This is a genomic window from Actinobaculum sp. 352, from assembly GCF_003957265.1.
In the GTDB taxonomy this organism is placed as follows: Bacteria; Actinomycetota; Actinomycetes; order Actinomycetales; family Actinomycetaceae; genus Asp313.
Genome location: NZ_RQSN01000012.1, coordinates 21,920 through 38,691, shown reverse-complemented (window position 1 = coordinate 38,691; position 16,772 = coordinate 21,920). Strand labels below are relative to the sequence as shown.

Annotated in this window: 16 protein-coding genes; all 16 read right to left on the bottom strand. The window is 61.3% G+C overall.

The features are described from left to right. Positions 1-531 (bottom strand): GNAT family N-acetyltransferase, encoded by a 531-nt coding sequence (locus EKN07_RS10950; RefSeq protein ID WP_108715816.1) that lies wholly within the window; start codon positions 529-531, stop codon positions 1-3. Positions 532-591: 60 nt separating this feature from the next. After that, entirely contained in the window at positions 592-1,521 is a 930-nt protein-coding gene (locus EKN07_RS10945; RefSeq protein WP_108715817.1) for an RluA family pseudouridine synthase, read from the bottom strand. Beyond that, complete coding sequence (gene lspA, locus EKN07_RS10940) at positions 1,514-2,236, bottom strand: signal peptidase II (RefSeq protein WP_241228189.1); 723 nt, start codon at positions 2,234-2,236, stop codon at positions 1,514-1,516. Before lspA ends, EKN07_RS10945 begins: the two co-directional genes overlap by 8 nt. A gap of 46 nt (positions 2,237-2,282) precedes the next feature. After that, positions 2,283-2,879 (bottom strand): DivIVA domain-containing protein, encoded by a 597-nt coding sequence (locus EKN07_RS10935; protein WP_108715818.1) that lies wholly within the window; start codon positions 2,877-2,879, stop codon positions 2,283-2,285. 171 nt (positions 2,880-3,050) lie between these two features. Further along, entirely contained in the window at positions 3,051-3,338 is a 288-nt protein-coding gene (locus EKN07_RS10930; protein WP_108715819.1) for a YggT family protein, read from the bottom strand. Between the two features lie 19 nt (positions 3,339-3,357). Then, complete coding sequence (locus tag EKN07_RS10925) at positions 3,358-3,777, bottom strand: cell division protein SepF (RefSeq protein WP_108715820.1); 420 nt, start codon at positions 3,775-3,777, stop codon at positions 3,358-3,360. Between the two features lie 40 nt (positions 3,778-3,817). Next, a complete protein-coding gene (locus EKN07_RS10920) occupies positions 3,818-4,714 on the bottom strand; it encodes a polyphenol oxidase family protein (RefSeq protein WP_108715821.1) in 897 nt (298 codons plus the stop codon). A 238-nt stretch (positions 4,715-4,952) separates the two neighbouring features. After that, the gene (gene ftsZ, locus EKN07_RS10915; protein WP_126146406.1) at positions 4,953-6,206 is read right to left on the bottom strand and encodes a cell division protein FtsZ; all 1,254 of its coding nucleotides are present in this window, start codon (positions 6,204-6,206) and stop codon (positions 4,953-4,955) included. Between the two features lie 239 nt (positions 6,207-6,445). Then, complete coding sequence (locus EKN07_RS10910) at positions 6,446-7,585, bottom strand: FtsQ-type POTRA domain-containing protein (RefSeq protein ID WP_126146405.1); 1,140 nt, start codon at positions 7,583-7,585, stop codon at positions 6,446-6,448. Further along, positions 7,582-9,072 carry a UDP-N-acetylmuramate--L-alanine ligase gene (murC, locus tag EKN07_RS10905; RefSeq protein ID WP_108715823.1) on the bottom strand — a complete coding sequence of 497 codons (1,491 nt, stop codon included), beginning with the start codon at positions 9,070-9,072 and terminating at the stop codon, positions 7,582-7,584. The genes EKN07_RS10910 and murC overlap by 4 nt, the downstream gene beginning before the upstream one ends. Then, positions 9,056-10,174: an undecaprenyldiphospho-muramoylpentapeptide beta-N-acetylglucosaminyltransferase gene (murG, locus tag EKN07_RS10900; RefSeq protein WP_126146404.1), complete on the bottom strand. Its 1,119-nt coding sequence runs from the start codon at positions 10,172-10,174 to the stop codon at positions 9,056-9,058. The genes murC and murG overlap by 17 nt, the downstream gene beginning before the upstream one ends. Beyond that, complete coding sequence (locus EKN07_RS10895; protein ID WP_126146403.1) at positions 10,167-11,378, bottom strand: FtsW/RodA/SpoVE family cell cycle protein; 1,212 nt, start codon at positions 11,376-11,378, stop codon at positions 10,167-10,169. The genes murG and EKN07_RS10895 overlap by 8 nt, the downstream gene beginning before the upstream one ends. After that, positions 11,371-12,831, bottom strand: coding sequence for a UDP-N-acetylmuramoyl-L-alanine--D-glutamate ligase (gene murD, locus EKN07_RS10890; RefSeq protein ID WP_241228188.1), 1,461 nt, complete (start codon positions 12,829-12,831; stop codon positions 11,371-11,373). The genes EKN07_RS10895 and murD overlap by 8 nt, the downstream gene beginning before the upstream one ends. Beyond that, positions 12,828-13,913 (bottom strand): phospho-N-acetylmuramoyl-pentapeptide-transferase, encoded by a 1,086-nt coding sequence (gene mraY / locus EKN07_RS10885; RefSeq protein ID WP_108715826.1) that lies wholly within the window; start codon positions 13,911-13,913, stop codon positions 12,828-12,830. Before mraY ends, murD begins: the two co-directional genes overlap by 4 nt. Continuing rightward, on the bottom strand, positions 13,913-15,319 hold the full coding sequence (murF, locus tag EKN07_RS10880) for a UDP-N-acetylmuramoyl-tripeptide--D-alanyl-D-alanine ligase (RefSeq protein ID WP_126146401.1): 1,407 nt from the start codon (positions 15,317-15,319) through the stop codon (positions 13,913-13,915). Before murF ends, mraY begins: the two co-directional genes overlap by 1 nt. After that, on the bottom strand, positions 15,316-16,758 hold the full coding sequence (locus EKN07_RS10875) for a UDP-N-acetylmuramoyl-L-alanyl-D-glutamate--2,6-diaminopimelate ligase (RefSeq protein ID WP_241228187.1): 1,443 nt from the start codon (positions 16,756-16,758) through the stop codon (positions 15,316-15,318). Before EKN07_RS10875 ends, murF begins: the two co-directional genes overlap by 4 nt. Positions 16,759-16,772 lie beyond the last annotated feature (14 nt).

The window sequence follows — 16,772 nt, the reverse complement described above, 5'->3', positions numbered from 1 at the left end:
CTAGTCCGGCTCGTCGACTCGGTCACCTTTCGCCGCACCGATGCGCAGCGTCTTCTGCATGTCGCGGTGCCAAATCCCCGCGTCAAGATAGCGTTCTCCCGCAAGGAGGCGATAACCACATTTCTCGTAGAAGCCGACGGCCTGTTCCTGAGAGGACAAGGCAATAACGACGCCGTCGCTATCCGCGCAGCGGTCTAGTGCCACGCGTTCCGCGTAACTCATCAAGGCATAACCAATGCCGGTGGCGCGTGCTGCTCTGCGAACTGCAACCCGCCCAATATGGCAGTAACCGGGCTTTTCCGGAAGCACCCGCAATGTCCCCACGTCAACGCCGTCTACGGTGGCGATGAGGTGCACAGTGGAGAGATCGGTGTCTAGGGCATCGATTTCCTCCTCCGGCGGCACATTCTGCTCGTGGACGAACACTTCCATGCGGATGTCCCAGCAACGCCGCAATCCGCTCTCGTCTGTCACAACTTCAACATGTGGGGCGCCTTTGGTCTCTACCATGCGCGTTTCGTCCTCACTCATTCGAAGTATCCGATGATCATTGGAACCCGCGGCATCATCACGTTCACCGGTCGTGCCGCGCTACCGAAACACTCCACCACGCATTGCGCTGAGAGCTTCTTCCAACTCGGGTGCATACGGCGACGTGAACTCCACCCAGGTGCCCGTGCCGGGATGCTCAAAGCCAAGCCGCGTCGCGTGCAGCCACTGCCGATTCAATCCGAGCCGCGCCGACAAACTCGGGTCGGCACCATACATTTCGTCACCCACACATGGATGACCGACCGCTGCCATATGCACTCGAATCTGGTGGGTGCGCCCGGTCTCGAGCTGAATCTCAAGCAATGAGCCGCCGGCCATTGCTTCCAGCGTGCGATAGTGTGTCACGGCGTGCCGCCCGTCTTGCCGTACACCCATCTTCCACTGATGGCGGTAATCGCGGCCAATTGGCGCATCAATCGTCCCGGTACTCGGATCGGGATGTCCCTGTACAAGAGCGTGGTATACCTTGGTCACTTCTCTATCACGAAAAGCGCGCTTCAGTGCACTGTATGCACGATCAGACTTTGCGACCACCATGCATCCCGATGTACCCACATCCAGGCGATGCACAATGCCCTTGCGCTCTGCGGGTCCGGAGACCGTCAACTGTCTCCCCAATGCCAGCAAGGCGCCAAGAACATCGGGGCCGACGAAGTTCAAAGAGGGGTGGGCCGCCAAGCCCGCTGGCTTGTTAACGACGACAATGTCCTCATCTTCATACACAATCGGCAGATCTGCCGGAGTCGGAACGGGCTCAATCGATGGTGGCGTCGGCACATCGATCTCGAGAGTCTGACCGGCAACAACTCGTTGCGAACGAGAGGGTGTCGCACCATCGACGCGGACCTCTCCGGCGTCAATGAGCCGAGCAACCGTACTGCGCGACATTCCGGTCATGGTCGCGAGAACCGCGTCAACCCTTCCGCCCTCCAGCCCGTCTGGAACCGGATAGTATCGACGCTCACTCATGGCGTACCTTCGACACCTCCGGCTCAGACGACCGACCGTCGTCCTCATCCGTCTGAGCGGCAGAATCGGCCTGTCTCGGCTCCGCGGAATCGAACTCGTCCGTCTTCCCAGAATCGGTTCCCTGCGGACCTGCCGTCCGCTGCCCGGCGTCGCCATCGACGTCGCTCTTGATAGTCGCCCCCGCCGCGCTGCCCTCCGGGTTCGCCTCCCCTTCCGTCAACTGGTTTGTACCGCTTGTATCCGCTGTTGTGAGCGGTGTGCCCCGCAGCATCAAAACAACAAGTGCAGCAATGCCAACCACCAGCGCAATATCGGCGACATTTCCCACGAAGAGATCACCGTAGGCAATGAAATCGACGACGTGGCCACGAGTGATCGCCGGCGGGCGGACCAAACGGTCAATGAGATTGCCTAAAGCGCCGCCCCAGACAACGCCGATAACCGCCATCCAAGCGCGCGATGTCGTCCGATATACCCAGATAGGCAGAATAATGACCACCAGCGCCGCGACAACAGTGAACACGATAGTGGCATTCTCCCCCAGAGAGAAGGCCGCACCCGGATTGTAGAGCAGGCGCAAGGACAGCGCCCGCCCCAACACCGGAATCGTGTGTCCATCGCTCAGGGTGCCTAGCGCCCATTGCTTAGTCAACTGGTCGGCGGCGACCGTGGCGATACCGCAAGCCGCGCCCAACACCCAGTACTCGCGCTTCACAATTCGGCTCCCCTAGTCCGGACGACCGGAGAACGTAATGCTAGTGTCAGTGCTGTGCACCTTCCGAGGCCGCCGAGGACTCCACATTGCTCAGCAGTGACTCGAGATAGCTCTTCAAGCGCGTACGGTAGTCGCGCTCGAAGTCGCGCAGCTCGGAGATCTTGCGCTCCAGCAGACCGCGCTCCTGCTCAAGTTGAGTGAGCGTGCGGTTGTGCTGCTCTTCGGCCTCGGCAACAATCTGCTGCCCCTTGGTAGTGGCTTCGGCGACGATGCGCTCCGACTCTGCCTTTCCGTCATTGATGTACTGATCATGCAGCTGTTGTGCCAGCGCGAGCATTCCTGTGGCCGTCTGAGCGTCGGCGCCACCGACTTGCGGTGCGAAGGACGAGGTCGACGTCGCCGAATCCGGAGCCTCCGCCTGCTGGGTCGGTACAGCGTGTTGAGCATTCTCCAACTCGGTCACGCGAGCCTCGGCGACCTTTACCTTGTTCTCAAGCTCAGCATTCGACTTCGTCAGTTGCGCAATAGTATCCGCAACCTCGTCAAGGAAGAAGTCGACCTCGTCCTGGTCATAGCCTTCCTCGTTCGGCTGCGAGTTCTTAAAGCGCATGTTGACGACATCTTGTTCCGTGAGCAGCGCCATGAGTATCCACCTCTAAGAATCCAGTTTCAACGGGACAAAGCGACCCGGCGGGCCGTTACACTATTGAGACTACCCGAGAGCCTACCAGATCGTGTGACAAATGTTCATAAAGTGATATGTGAGACTGAATGACCAGACTTCACACTCAATGTCACGTGCACAGCTGGGGCGCTATGCCATGCTCCGAAAGACCATGGAAAGAATCTGCACCCCGAAAAAGAGTACCAAGAATCCCATATCCAGCTGCACCCCTCCAAAACGAAGTGGCGGAATGTACTTGGCCAGAAGACGCAGCGGCGGATCCGTCAGCCGGTACGTGAGATTAGCCGCGACCAGGAAGAAACCCGTTGGACGCCAATCCCGTGCGGCCGTCATAACGACGTCGAAGACCACGCGGACGAAAAGCACAAAAACGTACAGGCTGCACAGTGCCGCGAGAGTGGCAAAAACCAGGTGCATCGTATTCGTCAACCAGCGTTTAGAACCGGTCAGCCTGCTCCGGTCGGTGCGTCTCCATTTTCACCGTGCGCGGCGTCATCAGCAGGACATCCCCGGAAATCTGATTGAGATGGCCGTGCAGCCCGTAGCAAACGCCAAGGGCGAAGTCAACGATGCGGTACCGGGCGGACTCCTCCGCTCCCGACAGGTTCAAGATAACCGGAAGGCCCTTACGGAACTGGTCGGCAAATCCCTGCACATCGTTGAACGTCTTCGGCCACACCGTGACGATACGAGCCAGGTCTGGCGCCGATGCCACGGACCGGATCGGCGTCACATCCGCCGCCTCTTCCTCAAGACCTTCGTCAAGGTACTCATCTTCGAAGCCCTCATCGCCATACTCGTCGTAGGCGTCGTCACTCAGTGTTGCTTTATCGACGAAGCGCTGGAACATTCCCATTGCCGGATCCTCTCACTGTGGGTCGCATGCTTCTCTCAAGCTAAGCGACGGCGGCACCAGGATTCGTGAGGCTGCCCGGGCGTGTCGCAACTTCCACAATGCCGACGAAGCGTCCGGTCACTCCACCATCGCGCCGATGCGAGAACAAAGAGGGAGCCTCAAAGGTACAGCGCCGGTCGTGCCGAATCTCGGGAACTCCCGCTCGGGCGAGCTGCGCATGAAGACCGGCTGGAATATCGATCGATGGGGTACCCCACCTCGTCTCAGCCACGCACTCCGGGCATTGCAGGGCGGCGGCATCACGCATCTGGGCGGGCACTTCATAGCACTGTCCGCAAATTGCCGGGCCTATTGTCGCGACGAGGTCCTCCACCTCGGTTAGAGCCGACAGTTCAGTGACAGCATGCATCGCAATGTCGGCAAGAAGCCCGGCGCGACCTACGTGGACAACCGCACCTACGGGAGAACTCAGTGAAAGTAGGAGAAGCGGCACACAGTCAGCCACCATGACGCATGCAGCAACTCGGTGCATACCGGACGCATCGCCTCCGCCAGGGTTTGCGAGGCTTGGAGCAAACGATTCCGCGCCGCTCACCGAAGCTTTCCGCTTGTCGCGGAAGTACACCTGTTCGGCGATGCCAAGATCGGCGAAGCTAAGAATCGCACCATCCGTGGCTGTCAACGTCCGGCCCGGTTTAACCGCGCGCCCTATGTGCTTGCCGTGGACCTGGTCCATCCAGACCGGCTCGACTCCTAGTTCTTCGGCTAGGGCACGCCTGTTCGCCGCCACAGCGTCCGGATCGTCGGCCACGTGGAACCCGAGATTCAGCCCGGCATATGGACCGCGCGAGAAGCCCCCTTGCCGGGATGTGAAACCGGCGCGAGTCACCCAGTTGTCACCGGTGATTGTCTCCGCCCAGTCAACAAGAGATTGCATGGCCTCATTCTCTCCGATTCAGCGTCACAATACGCACATGACAACCGTTGATGCCGACGGATCCATTGCCGCTGTTGGCGCGTCATGGAACACGACATGTGATATGACAATGTGCTGGTGGCCCGCGGCAATGCGCGGGCCACCCTGAAGTCAGACACCCCGTAGGGCATCCCTTCGGCGCTCGGCGCCGAAGCTTATCCTGTGCCGCCGACCGGAGCAGCCAGCGGGCACTAAATCGTCAGTTCTCCTCGAAAAGGAATGCCGGAATATCGAGGTCACCACGCCGCGAGGCCGGTTCCTCCACCGCGGGCGGAACGCTCGCGTTTCGTTCCGGTTCGGTCTGCTCGACTGTGGCGGGTTCGGCGACCGGATGGCTCGGAGTCGCTACAGCGCCGGTAACCACCGGCTGAGCCGCAGGCCCAGGTGCCGACGGCACCGGTTGGGCCGCAGGAGCGGGCGGTGCAGGCGCAGCGGCATGCGAGACCGCCGAGACCGGGGCGCTCGCCGCCACCGGGGCGGCCGAGCGAGTCATCGCCAGCAGATGATCCTCCGACTCGTCAAACCCGGCAGCAATAACCGTGACGCGGACCTCGTCTCCCAGCGCCTCGTCGATGATCTGCCCGACGATGATATTCGCGTTTGGATCAACAGACTCCTTAACCAACTTCGACGCGGCCGCAAGCTCTTGCATGGAGAAATCAGCACCGGCCTGGAAGGAGAGAAGCACCCCATGTGCCCCGTCGATGCTGGCCTCGAGCAGCGGAGAGGAGATGGCGTTCTCAGTAGCACGCATCGCACGGTCATCTCCGGATGCCGATCCGATTCCCATAAGTGCGGTACCGGCGTCTTTCATAATCGCCTTGACATCGGCGAAGTCGAGATTGACCAGCCCGGGAATAGTAATCAGGTCGGAGATACCCTTGACACCGGAACGCAGAACCTCATCAGCGAGATGGTAGGCCTCGATGACGGTCAGGCCCTTCTCGGCAATTTCCAGCAGACGATCATTCGGAATCACAATCAGTGTGTCGACGGCCTTGCGAAGTTCGCCAATGCCGGAGATCGCGTTATTGGCGCGCTGCAGTCCTTCGAATTCGAAAGGCCGAGTAACCACACCCACCGTCAAGGCCCCGAGTTCCCGCGCGATGCTCGCCACAATAGGAGCGGCGCCCGTCCCGGTACCACCACCTTCTCCAGCGGTCACAAAGACCATGTCCGAGCCCTCAAGCGCAGCTCGAATCACTTCAACATTCTCCTCGGCAGCACGTTTTCCGACCGTTGGATCTGCGCCCGCCCCTAGCCCTTTGGAAACGTCTCGACCGATATCGAGTTTGGTCTCTGCTTCCGACTTGACGAGCGACTGGCCATCGGTGTTGACCGCGATGAATTCAACACCGGCCAAGCCGTCCTGGATCATTCGGTCAACGGCGTTCACACCACCGCCGCCTACGCCGATAACCTTGATATTCGCGGCGTTGTTCAGAGCGGGCATTGCCCCATCCTTTCCGACCTCAACTAGTACTTGAGGTTTTCCGTGTCTGACTTCGCGGAAAAGGTAGAGGCATGGGAAAGTTGGTGCAATCACCTGGCCGGGCGTGTCGCAAGATTCTCATCCGCTCAACGCGTCTTTGCATGGAATACGCAGCTGAAATGTGCCCACACTCGGCGCGGAGACGGGATGCCTACCCACGCCAGAGCAAACCCCGCAATGCCGTATCAATCCCGCAATGCTCAGTCGCTTGTCATGGGCGAGAGAGGAACCGAGACATCGTAGTGCGAGGCAGTTGTCGTATTCTTCATCAGCATGCCGAGCACCTGGGCCTTCAGCTCATTATCCTCACCATCACCCCACAGTACGGTCGCGCCGTCGGTCAATGTGAGCGTCACTTGATCGGCCGAGCTCACCGACACACTCGCAACCCGCCCCCGTGTCTCCGAATCGAGAGCACCAAGAACATCGATCATGAGAGTCGCTGCATTTCCGGCCTCGTTCTGCCCAGACGGCAGTGTCAAGCGCGGCAGGGCATCAGCGCTGTCGGCGGGAAGATCAAGATGGACTCCTTCTGCGTCTATCGCCACGCACGCGCCATCAACCATGAGGCAGGCAACGGGTTCCCGTAAGGTCACGCGAACCCGCAGCGTATGCGGGAAGTCACGAGTTACTGTTGCATCCCGAACAAGGGGGATCGTGTTTGTGAGGTGATCCTCCACCTCACCCGCGCGCAGGCGCAGCAAAGAGGTGCCGTCGTAGGCCGAAAGAGATTCCTTCACCTGCTCTTCGGTCACGGCCGAGTCCTCGCCAATGCCAGACACCGTCACGTTGCGGCAGGCGAGCAAAGGCGAGAAAAACAACACCCAGCCCAGCAGAACAACCATGCCAAAAGCACCGGCGCCAATACCGGCTCGTTTCACCCGGCGCCTATGCGTCTCGGCAGCCCGCTCACGCCGTCGTTCCGAGAGTTCATCCGCTGATGCCCTCGTGGAGCGAGGAAGACGCGAGAGAATGCCGCGCCTGGCAGGTTTCTGATCGTCGCTCGTATGACTGACCGACACTGTGCTGTCAGGCTCCGAGTCAGTGGCCGTCGCCCGTCGCAGGCCACCCACGAGGGCCGAGCCACCCGCCTTAGTGCGTCGCGCCGGTGAACCTCCCGCGCGCAGCCGCCCCCTATCCTTCACATTCGTGTGGCTGCCGGGCGCTACCTGCTCGTCAAGATCTACCACATCCGCAGGCAAATCCGTCGCTTCATCGGGGCTTAATGCAGCGGTTGGAACCGAGTCCTGCTCTGGGGAAGCGTTCTGTTCCCCGCGGGCCGACTGCCTCCCGGTCGCAGTGAGTCTCTCCGGGCGACGTGGAACATGTGGTTGCCTCATGGGGCGCCGATCCTGTCTAGTATGACTGCAGCTAACTCGGTTACGTCGCCGGCACCGACGGTCAGGACCAAATCTCCGGGCTCGGCCGCATCCGCGATCACGTACGCCGCCTCCATCCTGTCAGGGATAAAACGCCTCTTCCCGGCCATCTGATCCGTGATGAGGAATCCGTCAACGTCGGGAACCGGATCTTCCCGTGCACCGTAGACGGAGGTCACGACGACGTCGTCCGCCAAAGTCAACGCCTCCGCAAAGCGCGCTGCGAAACGCTCGGTGCGGGAGTAGAGATGCGGTTGGAATAACACCCGGACCGCTCCCCGGCCCGCGCGGCGCCGCGCTGCTCGCATCGTCGCTGCCACTTCCGTTGGATGGTGCGCGTAATCGTCGATCACAGTAACTCCATGGGCGGCCCCGCGCACCTCGAACCGTCGGCTCGTCCCTTGGAAATGCCCGAGTGCTGCGGCCATGTCCTGCCGGGCAGCTCCCAGCTCCACTCCAGCCGCCCAAGCAGCGGCGGCGTTGAGCAAGTTGTGTTCACCCGGTACTGCTAGGCCAAGGCGTATTGCACCGCGCCCGTCATCCAGGACCGCTGCGTTGGTTATGAATGAACTCGCAGCCCGGTGCTCCTCGTTATCCAGCCTCTGGAGAGTCGGCCCGTCGGCCGCACCGGTGACTCTCACGTGTCCACAGGCCCCAAGTACCCCCTCGCCGACGCCGTATGTCAACACCCTTTTGCCCTCGCCAATGGCCACACGAGCCAAACGGGTCGCTCCGTCGTCGTCGGCGCAGGCTATGAGCAGTCCTCCGGGCACCAGCCGTCGCGAGAACTCAGCGAAAGCCTCCTCGAATGCCTCGCGAGTGCCGTAGTGGTCGAGATGATCGGGCTCCACATTCGTGACAATCGCAATTCGCGGAGCATAGTTCAAGAAAGACGCATCCGATTCGTCTGCCTCCGCCACCAACACCGAGCCGGAACCAAGGTGGCCTCCCGCTCCAAGACCGGTGATGGACGAGCCGATCGCCCATGAAGGCTCATAACCCAAGTGCTGCAGGCAAAAGGCGAGCATGGCCGACGTCGTTGTTTTACCGTGAGCACCGGCAACTGCCACGAAATCCCTGCCCGAGGCCGCCAGGGCAAGCGCCTGGGAGCGGTGGATGACTCGCTGCCCCCGGGCGCGTGCGGTAGCAAGCTCCGGGTTCGAATCCCGAATCGCAGAAGAAACTACAACAATGCCATCGGCCGGCACAGCAGCAGCTTCATGGCCGATATTCACCGTCAGCCCCAACCCTCGGATATGCCTCGTCGCAGCGGACTCGCGGGCGTCAGAACCCGAAACAACGGCTCCCTGGGCTGCCAATAGTTCAGCTAGTACGGACATTCCCGCGCCGCCGATCCCAATCAGGTAAAACCGTGTTCCCTGCAGTGTGTTATCGGCGTTAGCTCCGGTGCCATGGTCCAGATTCGTCTCCTCACCGTTCGCCGTCATATGCTTCTCCCACATCCGCAATGATCTGTGCGAGGCGTCCGGCCCCGTCCAAAGGACTCGTTTCACGTGCTGCGGCACCCATAGCGTCCAGCCGGTTCTTATCGGCCACAAGTGCAAGCACATCGTGAATAAAACGCTCTACGGTGAACTCTCGATCATTGATTAGCTTGGCACCACCGGCCGCCACCAGATCTGAAGCGTTGCGTGCCTGCTCGCCATTGCCAACCGCCAGCGGCACAAAAACCGCCGGAAGTCCGAGAGCTCCTAGTTCTGCGACCGTACCCGCCCCGGAGCGGCAGAGTACCAGATCTGCGGCAGCATACGCATCCTCCATCTCTGCCAGATAATCGAGCACGACGTAGTTACTCCTATCGGCGACGGCCTGCCGCACCGGTCCGTCCTTCCCGCGCCCGGTCAAATGCAACACCTGAATATCGGCGGCGGTAATGGCGTCAAGGGCTGCGGTCACCACCTCGTTAAGATGTTGAGCTCCCAAAGAGCCTCCGGTAACGACCAGGGTGGCTCGAGTTGGGTCCAGGCCGAGCCTTTGGGCCGCACGCGTCCGCCCCGCACCAGTTTGCATAGCGCGCTGCGCGGCGAGGGTGGCGATGGCGGGGCGAAGTGGCAGTCCAACGGTCTGTGTCACCCCACGCCGCGCGCGCAGCGGCGTGGACGGAAATGTCAAGGCAACAGCGTGCGCAAAGCGCGCGCCATAGCGATTCGCCAGGCCCGGTTTGGCATTCTGTTCGTGGATGACCACGGGGATACCACGCCTCTTGGCCGCCGCATACACCGGCGTCGAGGCGAAACCGCCGAAGCCAACCGCAACCGACACACCGTCGAGGACGTCCTCCGCCTGCGAAATTGCGCGCCGAAAACGCGCCGGGAACGTCAGAGCCGCCCTTCCCGGACGACGCGGAAACGGAACCCGCTCAATGGCAAAAAGCTCAAAGCCGGCCGCCGGCACAAGATCCTTCTCGAGACCGTCCGCAGTTCCAACCGCACGAACGTCCAGCCCCATCTCCCGCAACGTCAGCGCCGTAGCCAACAGCGGGTTGACATGCCCGGCGGTGCCTCCACCGGCCAAAATAATGCTAGTCATGAGAGCCTCTCTTCAGAACAGCACGGGCACGATGGGCGATATTGCGTTGTGGCCGCAAGGAACTTCGCACGCCGGGAACCGCCAACGTGCAGGACAGGCCGACCCCCACGGCAAGCAGACAGGCCACTACTGCCGATCCGCCCTGCGATATGAAGGGAAGCGGCACGCCGAACACCGGCAACACGCCCGTGACGACCAACATATTAGCCAGCGCTTGGCCACACAGCCAGATCGCAACGCCACCGCATGCCAGCCGCGCGAAACGCGCCGGATGGTGTACACAGATACGCAGGAGACCCCATCCAAGCAACATGAACATCGCTACCACAACTAGGCAGCCGCCCATGCCGAGTTCTTCACCGACGACGGCGAAGATGAAGTCGTTTTGCGCCTCCGCCAAGTTGCCAGGCCATTTCTCAGCCCCGGTTCCCAGACCGGACCCACCGACACCACCCGACCCGAAGGCCCATAAGGCGAAATCCGCCTGGCTGGGATTGAGACCGTCAGGCAATGAGAACAGGTTGCTCAAGTAGTCGGATACGCGCGCCAAACGGTCGGGTTTGGCCGCCACCAGTACTGAGGCGAGAAGAACGGCGGCACCCGCCACACCCCAGAAGTACTTCCCCGGCGCTCCCGCGAGCCAAAACATACCCACGCAGATCAGGGCGACGACCATAGCCGTTCCCATGTCGCCACCCAAAAGCACGGCACTGATAGCGCCAGCCGCCGAGGCAGTTGCTGGCCACGCCAGGTTACGCAGCTCAATCCTCTCCGGGAGCAGGCGAGCGAGCGCGGCGGCCAGCCACACAATAGTCGCCAGTTTCAGAAACTCCGAAGGCTGTACCGAGAAGCTTCCGAAACGTAACCAGTTCGTGTTGCCCGCCACCGTATGTCCCAGTGGCGTACGCACCAACAACTGGAGCAGAATCCCCATCGCAAAGATGGGCAGAGCGAGCCTCTCATACAACCGCATCGGCACGAACGCGGCCAGAACGCCGATAACCAGGCCCCCTACCGCGTAGACGAGCTGACTGACCGCAGTCGCGAAGGTGTTTGAGGTGCCGTTGAGCCGCGCATAGTGAATTGCCGATGGCGCCGTGGCCGAAAAGACCATGACCACGCCCAGCACAAGCAGCACACCTGTTGCCACGACAATCGTGATGATCGCCTGCCGCATAACGCCCGTCTGCTGTTCCTCAGCCATGTAGCTCCCGAGCCGCTGTGGCAAAGAGTTCGCCGCGTTGCGCATAGGAGGAGAACTGGTCCAGGGAAGCGCAAGCGGGTGCCAACAGGACGGTGCCCCATCCCGCCGCCAGCTGTTGCGCTGCCTTCACGGCCTGCGCCATCGGATCACGCGCGTCTGGCGCAATCCATACCACCGGTATGTCAATACCATCTAGCGCCTGCCGCCACGGCTCCTGGTCGACGCCTATAACAACGACACTCCGTAGTTTGCCGCGTTGGCTGGCCACTAACTCGTCGAACTGCGCACCTTTCGCCTGACCGCCTACGATCCATACCACGCTCCGGTCTTCCTGGGCTTGCAGCGAAGCGCGAGCCGCATGGGCATTAGTGGCCTTCGAGTCATCCACGTAACGCACACCATCCACGCTGTTGACTAGTTCAAGTCGATGCCCACCAGAGGAGAAATCACGCAAAGCATCCCGAATCACGCCTGGCTCCACGCCCGCTGCTCGTGCCAGGGACGCGGCGGCGATAGCATCGCGCAGAATATGCTCCGGAAGAGCAGCCCCCGCCGACGCCAAATGCGCGATATCGGCGATCTCGAACAGCTCAATTCCTTCGGTCCACCGCTTCTTACCGAAGGCGCGATCAACCACAATGCCATCGACAACTCCGATCATCCCCACGGCAGGAAGACCTGGTGTCATCCCAATGGCACGTGCCCCCTCGATAACGTCGGCCTCGTCAACCATCTCTTGCACGACGGCGTCGTCGGCAGGGTACAGACACGCCTGTTGTGTGTGCTCGTAGATGCGCGCCTTGGCATTGCGATATGCGGTGCGGCTGCCATGCCATTCCAAATGGTCATCGGCGAGATTGAGACACACCGACGCCAGCGGCGACATGGCGTGGGTTGTACGCAATTGGAAGGATGACAGTTCGAGGGCAAAGGCCTGCGGCGCCTCCTCATCGGTACGGGAAGTCTCGCAAACAGCCGGATTGCCGACGTTACCGATCGCTCTGCCCCCCAGCCCTGCGCGGTCGAGGATTGCGGCCGTCATCGATACGGTCGTCGTCTTCCCATTTGTTCCCGTCACACACAGCCACGGGGCGTACCAGCCCCCCTCGTCAACCGCCCGCAGCTGCCAGGCCAGTTCGATCTCACTACACAGCTGCACGCCGGTGGAAAACAACGGGGATATCTCAGCGATAGCCGGAGCGGGCACGATGATATCCGGTTGCCAGGTCAGCACCTTGTCAGCCAGATGGGAGGGATCCTGATGGCTTCCGGCCGTATCCAATGGCAGCGCTGCAACGCCGGCCAAAGACGAGATATCCGCATCCCAGGCGCTGACGATCGCTCCTGTCAAGGCCGTCAACGCTTGCAGGCTCGCCTGGCCAGATTTGCCCAGCCCGACCACCGCGACCCGTTTGCCGTCGAACTGAGCCGCCCCCGGGTTCGTTAAGCTCATTGTTGCGCCAACCATTCCGTGTAGAACAGCCCGATTCCGCCGCCCATCAACAACGCTTCGATCACCCAGAAACGCACGACGACGGTCACCTCATTCCAGCCTTTCAGTTCAAAATGATGGTGTAGGGGCGCCATGCGCAGGACCCGCCGCCCGGTTAACTTGAAGAAACCGACCTGCAGCACATCCGAGCAGACTTCGATAACGAAAAGACCGCCGATGAGCACCGCAAGGACTTCGGTATGCGTAAGAATAGACAAGCCGGCAAAGGCACCTCCCAGCGCCAGCGAACCGGTGTCGCCCATAAAGATCTGTGCCGGAGATGTGTTCCACCAGAGAAAGCCGAAACACGCGCCCATAATGGCGACGCAGATAATGGAGAGGTCTCGCGGGTCACGGACCTGATAGCAGCCCGGTGTGGCACCGAGTACGCCCTGACAGGCCTGGTTGCTCTGCCAAATGGTGATCACTGTATATGCGCCGAAGGCGATCATCGACGCGCCGGTGGCGAGGCCATCCAAACCGTCGGTGAGATTCACGGCGTTGGTCCACGCCGTAATGAGGAAATTCGCCCAAAGGATGAAGAGGATAATGCCCACTACTCCCCCGGCAAAGGCCAAGGTGAGCCCCGTGTCGCGTATGAACGAGATATTCATCGTGGCCGGCGGACGATTGTTCTTATCCCGGAACTGCAGTACCAGCACCGCGAAGATGATTCCGACGGCGCCCTGTCCGATGATCTTGAGAATCGGGGTCAGCCCGAGGGATTGGCGGTGACGTATCTTCGCGAAGTCGTCGAGAAAGCCCACGAAGCCCGTCCCCACCATGAGGAAGAGCAGTAGCAGTGCCGAGGCACTTGGACCGCGCCCCATGACGAGCAGTGCCACCCCGTAACCTATCACCGTGGCCAGGATAATGATCAGGCCGCCCATTGTCGGGGTCCCGCGCTTGGTGAAATGACTCGTCGGGCCGTCCTGCCGCACAAACTGGCCGAATTGGTGGGCCACCAACAGTCGGATAAGCAGCGGAGTTCCCAGAAGGGTGACGAACAGTGAAACCGCGAGGGCAATGAGAATAGCAAGCATCAGCCGTGCTCCTCTCGCAACACGTCCGCTAGCTTCCACACGCCGGAGCCGTGTGATCCCTTGAGTAAAACGACATCACCGTGACTGAGCAGGGCATGAAGCACTGCCAGTGCAGCATCGGTATCCTCAACGTCGTAGACGGTGATTCCTTCACGGGTGGCCGCTGACGATAGCGCCTTCGTACCGTTTCCGACGCAAACCAGAATCTCCACTCCGCATTCGCGCGCAACCGCTCCCAGAGCCTCATGTTCCGCTGCGGAAGACTCACCTAGCTCCAGCATGGTCCCCAGGACGGCGATCTTCCGACGCCCCTCTCCCAGCCGAGCCAACCCGGCCAGGCCGGCGCGCATGGAATCCGGGTTCGCATTGTACGAGTCATCAATCAACAAAAGCCCGTTGGTTTCGAACACGTCCATTCGATGCGGGCTTGCCGCGCCTACGCCGCTGAGTACCCGCGCCACCTGTGCGAGAGGAACGCCGATTACCAGCGAGAGCGCTGCGGCAGCGAGTGCATTGGCGACCTGGTGTTCGCCCACCAGCCGTAGTGAGACCGGGGCGCTTCCCCATGGAGTGACCAGAGTGAAACTGGCACGCCCCGCGGAGTCGATACGGATATCGCTAGCCGTAACATCACCGCTACCGGTAACTGAGAAGGTCGTGACGGGGCCTTCAGCCAGCGTCGCCATGGCTGCAACGCGCTCATCGTCGGCATTGAGCACGATATTGCCCCCGGGGCGTGTCCCGGTGACGAGTTCCGCCTTCGCACGAGCGACATTCTCAATCCCGCCGAACTCGCCCAGGTGGGCCCGTGCTACAACGAGAACGGCTGCGGCATCGGGCTGAGCGATCGAGGTGAGGTAGTCGATGTTTCCGATGTGATCGGCCCCCATCTCCAACACCAAAGTGGCGGTTGATGCATCGGCCCGCAACACGGTCAGCGGCAATCCAAGTTCATTGTTGAAGGAACCCGGAGGAGCAATGATCGGGCCGCGATCAGCCAGTGTGGCAGCCAGGAGGTCTTTCGTGGTTGTTTTGCCCACGGATCCCGTCACGGCCACAACCTTAAGATCGGGATGCCCCTCACGCCGCAGGCGTCGCAGATTGGCTCGAGCCAGCAGGCCAATGGCTGTGGGCACGTCATCGACTTCGATAACGCGCTGCGGATCGGCACCAGAGGCGAGCGCCACCTCTTGGTTCGAGGTGATGACAGCCGCCGCACCGGCTGCGAGCGCCCGGCCCGCCAGGGTGGCGCCGTTAATCCGCTCACCTTGGATTGCGGCGAAGACCTCACCCCCTGTAATCACGCGGGTGTCAGTTACCAATGTGTCCACCGTAATCTCGGAATCGGCTGTTGCCATGCGACCTTCACAGCTTGCGGCCAACTCCCCCAGCGTGACGGGGATCATTCACTTTCCTCCTGCGCTCTGAGTGCCAGTACTCGCCGTGCTTCGGCGCGGTCGTCAAGCTGAATGAGCTCACCGCCGACATCCTGGATCGTCTCGTGTCCTCGCCCGGCAAGAAGAATCGTATCGTGCACCGAGGCGTCAAGGATGGATTGACGTATCGCTTCCGCACGATTCGCAATTTCTTTCACAGGCGTCTTATGCCGTCGTGTTCCCTCTAGGACGGCGGCGCGGATGGCGGCCGGGTCCTCCCCGTGCGGGTCGTCGTCGGTGATAACCACCGCGTCGGCGTATCGCGCCACGGCCTCACCCATTGCGGGCCGCTTCGCCTGATCACGTTCCCCCGCGGCACCGGTCAAAACGATAAGCCTCCCGCGCGTACTCGGTCGAAGAGCCTGCATTGCTTTGACGAGCGCGTCCGTATTGTGCGCGAAATCGACGACGACGCGCGGACGCGTGGAGATCACCTCCATCCTGCCCGGCACTACCGGGGCGATAATACCCAGTGACGCGACATCATTGATCGCAAGGCCTCCCGCGAGGGCCATTGTCGCCGCTAATGCGGCATTGGCGATGTTGAAGTCGCCCGGCAGCGAGGTCTTCACCTCGAAACTGTCGCCCTCGGTGGAGGTGAGGCGTCCAGCCGAGAATTGCCAACCCTGCATCCCCGCCGGGAGCTCACTCTTGATGGCAAGCGCAACGACATCGATGTCATCAGCGCATTCGCGCACCAGGCGGCGTCCCCAGTCATCATCCACGACCACGACGGCGCGACGAGCACGTTCGGGCGTAAATAGCGATGCCTTTGCGGCAAAGTACTCCTCCATCGTGTGATGGAAATCAAGATGGTCCTGCGTCAGGTTGGTGTAACCGGCGACGTCGTAGCAGATGGGGTCGGTCCTACCCTGGACTAGGGCATGTGACGACGTTTCCATCACCAGGTCCGTCCCTCCACGCCGCACGAGTTCGGCAAGAAAACCTTGCAGCTCAGTCGGCATCGGCGTCGTGAGCGACGCGGGGATGTCTTCCCCCGCAATCCGCAATGCGACGGTTCCAATGAGTCCAGTCTTCCGCTCCAGGCGCGACAGGATGTGCTCCAGCATGAATGCTGTCGTTGTCTTTCCGTTCGTTCCGGTGACTGCGAACGTCGTGAGTTTATCTGCGGGATGGCCGTATATCTGCGCGGCGACGGCACCCAGATGGGCGGCGACGTCGTCGATCACGACTAGAGGGCCATCACCCGCCAGTGCCGAACCTTCCGAATCTGTCAGTACTGCCGCTGCACCGGCGGCGCGGGCCTGCGCTGAAAACCGCGCACCGTGTATATGTAAGCCGGGCACACCGGCGAAAAGGTCACCCGGTCGCACCGTTCGATTGTCCGCGCATACTCCCGTGACCAAGGCGTCGCCGCGGGAACGACCACCTAATTCCGAAATGCTCACGGGCGCCGCAATTG

What these genes read in the sequence shown, in the direction of transcription:
- EKN07_RS10925 (WP_108715820.1), bottom strand. Translation starts at nt 3,777, where the DNA reads ATGGGAATGTTCCAGCGCTTCGTCGATAAAGCAACACTGAGTGACGAC.
- EKN07_RS10935 (WP_108715818.1), bottom strand. Translation starts at nt 2,879, where the DNA reads ATGGCGCTGCTCACGGAACAAGATGTCGTCAACATGCGCTTTAAGAAC.
- EKN07_RS10945 (WP_108715817.1), bottom strand. Translation starts at nt 1,521, where the DNA reads ATGAGTGAGCGTCGATACTATCCGGTTCCAGACGGGCTGGAGGGCGGA.
- EKN07_RS10950 (WP_108715816.1), bottom strand. Translation starts at nt 531, where the DNA reads ATGAGTGAGGACGAAACGCGCATGGTAGAGACCAAAGGCGCCCCACAT.
- murG (WP_126146404.1), bottom strand. Translation starts at nt 10,174, where the DNA reads ATGACTAGCATTATTTTGGCCGGTGGAGGCACCGCCGGGCATGTCAAC.
- EKN07_RS10910 (WP_126146405.1), bottom strand. Translation starts at nt 7,585, where the DNA reads ATGAGGCAACCACATGTTCCACGTCGCCCGGAGAGACTCACTGCGACC.
- EKN07_RS10930 (WP_108715819.1), bottom strand. Translation starts at nt 3,338, where the DNA reads ATGCACCTGGTTTTTGCCACTCTCGCGGCACTGTGCAGCCTGTACGTT.
- murC (WP_108715823.1), bottom strand. Translation starts at nt 9,072, where the DNA reads ATGACGGCGAACGGTGAGGAGACGAATCTGGACCATGGCACCGGAGCT.
- mraY (WP_108715826.1), bottom strand. Translation starts at nt 13,913, where the DNA reads ATGCTTGCTATTCTCATTGCCCTCGCGGTTTCACTGTTCGTCACCCTT.
- EKN07_RS10895 (WP_126146403.1), bottom strand. Translation starts at nt 11,378, where the DNA reads ATGGCTGAGGAACAGCAGACGGGCGTTATGCGGCAGGCGATCATCACG.
- murD (WP_241228188.1), bottom strand. Translation starts at nt 12,831, where the DNA reads ATGAGCTTAACGAACCCGGGGGCGGCTCAGTTCGACGGCAAACGGGTC.
- ftsZ (WP_126146406.1), bottom strand. Translation starts at nt 6,206, where the DNA reads ATGCCCGCTCTGAACAACGCCGCGAATATCAAGGTTATCGGCGTAGGC.
- murF (WP_126146401.1), bottom strand. Translation starts at nt 15,319, where the DNA reads ATGATCCCCGTCACGCTGGGGGAGTTGGCCGCAAGCTGTGAAGGTCGC.
- EKN07_RS10920 (WP_108715821.1), bottom strand. Translation starts at nt 4,714, where the DNA reads ATGCAATCTCTTGTTGACTGGGCGGAGACAATCACCGGTGACAACTGG.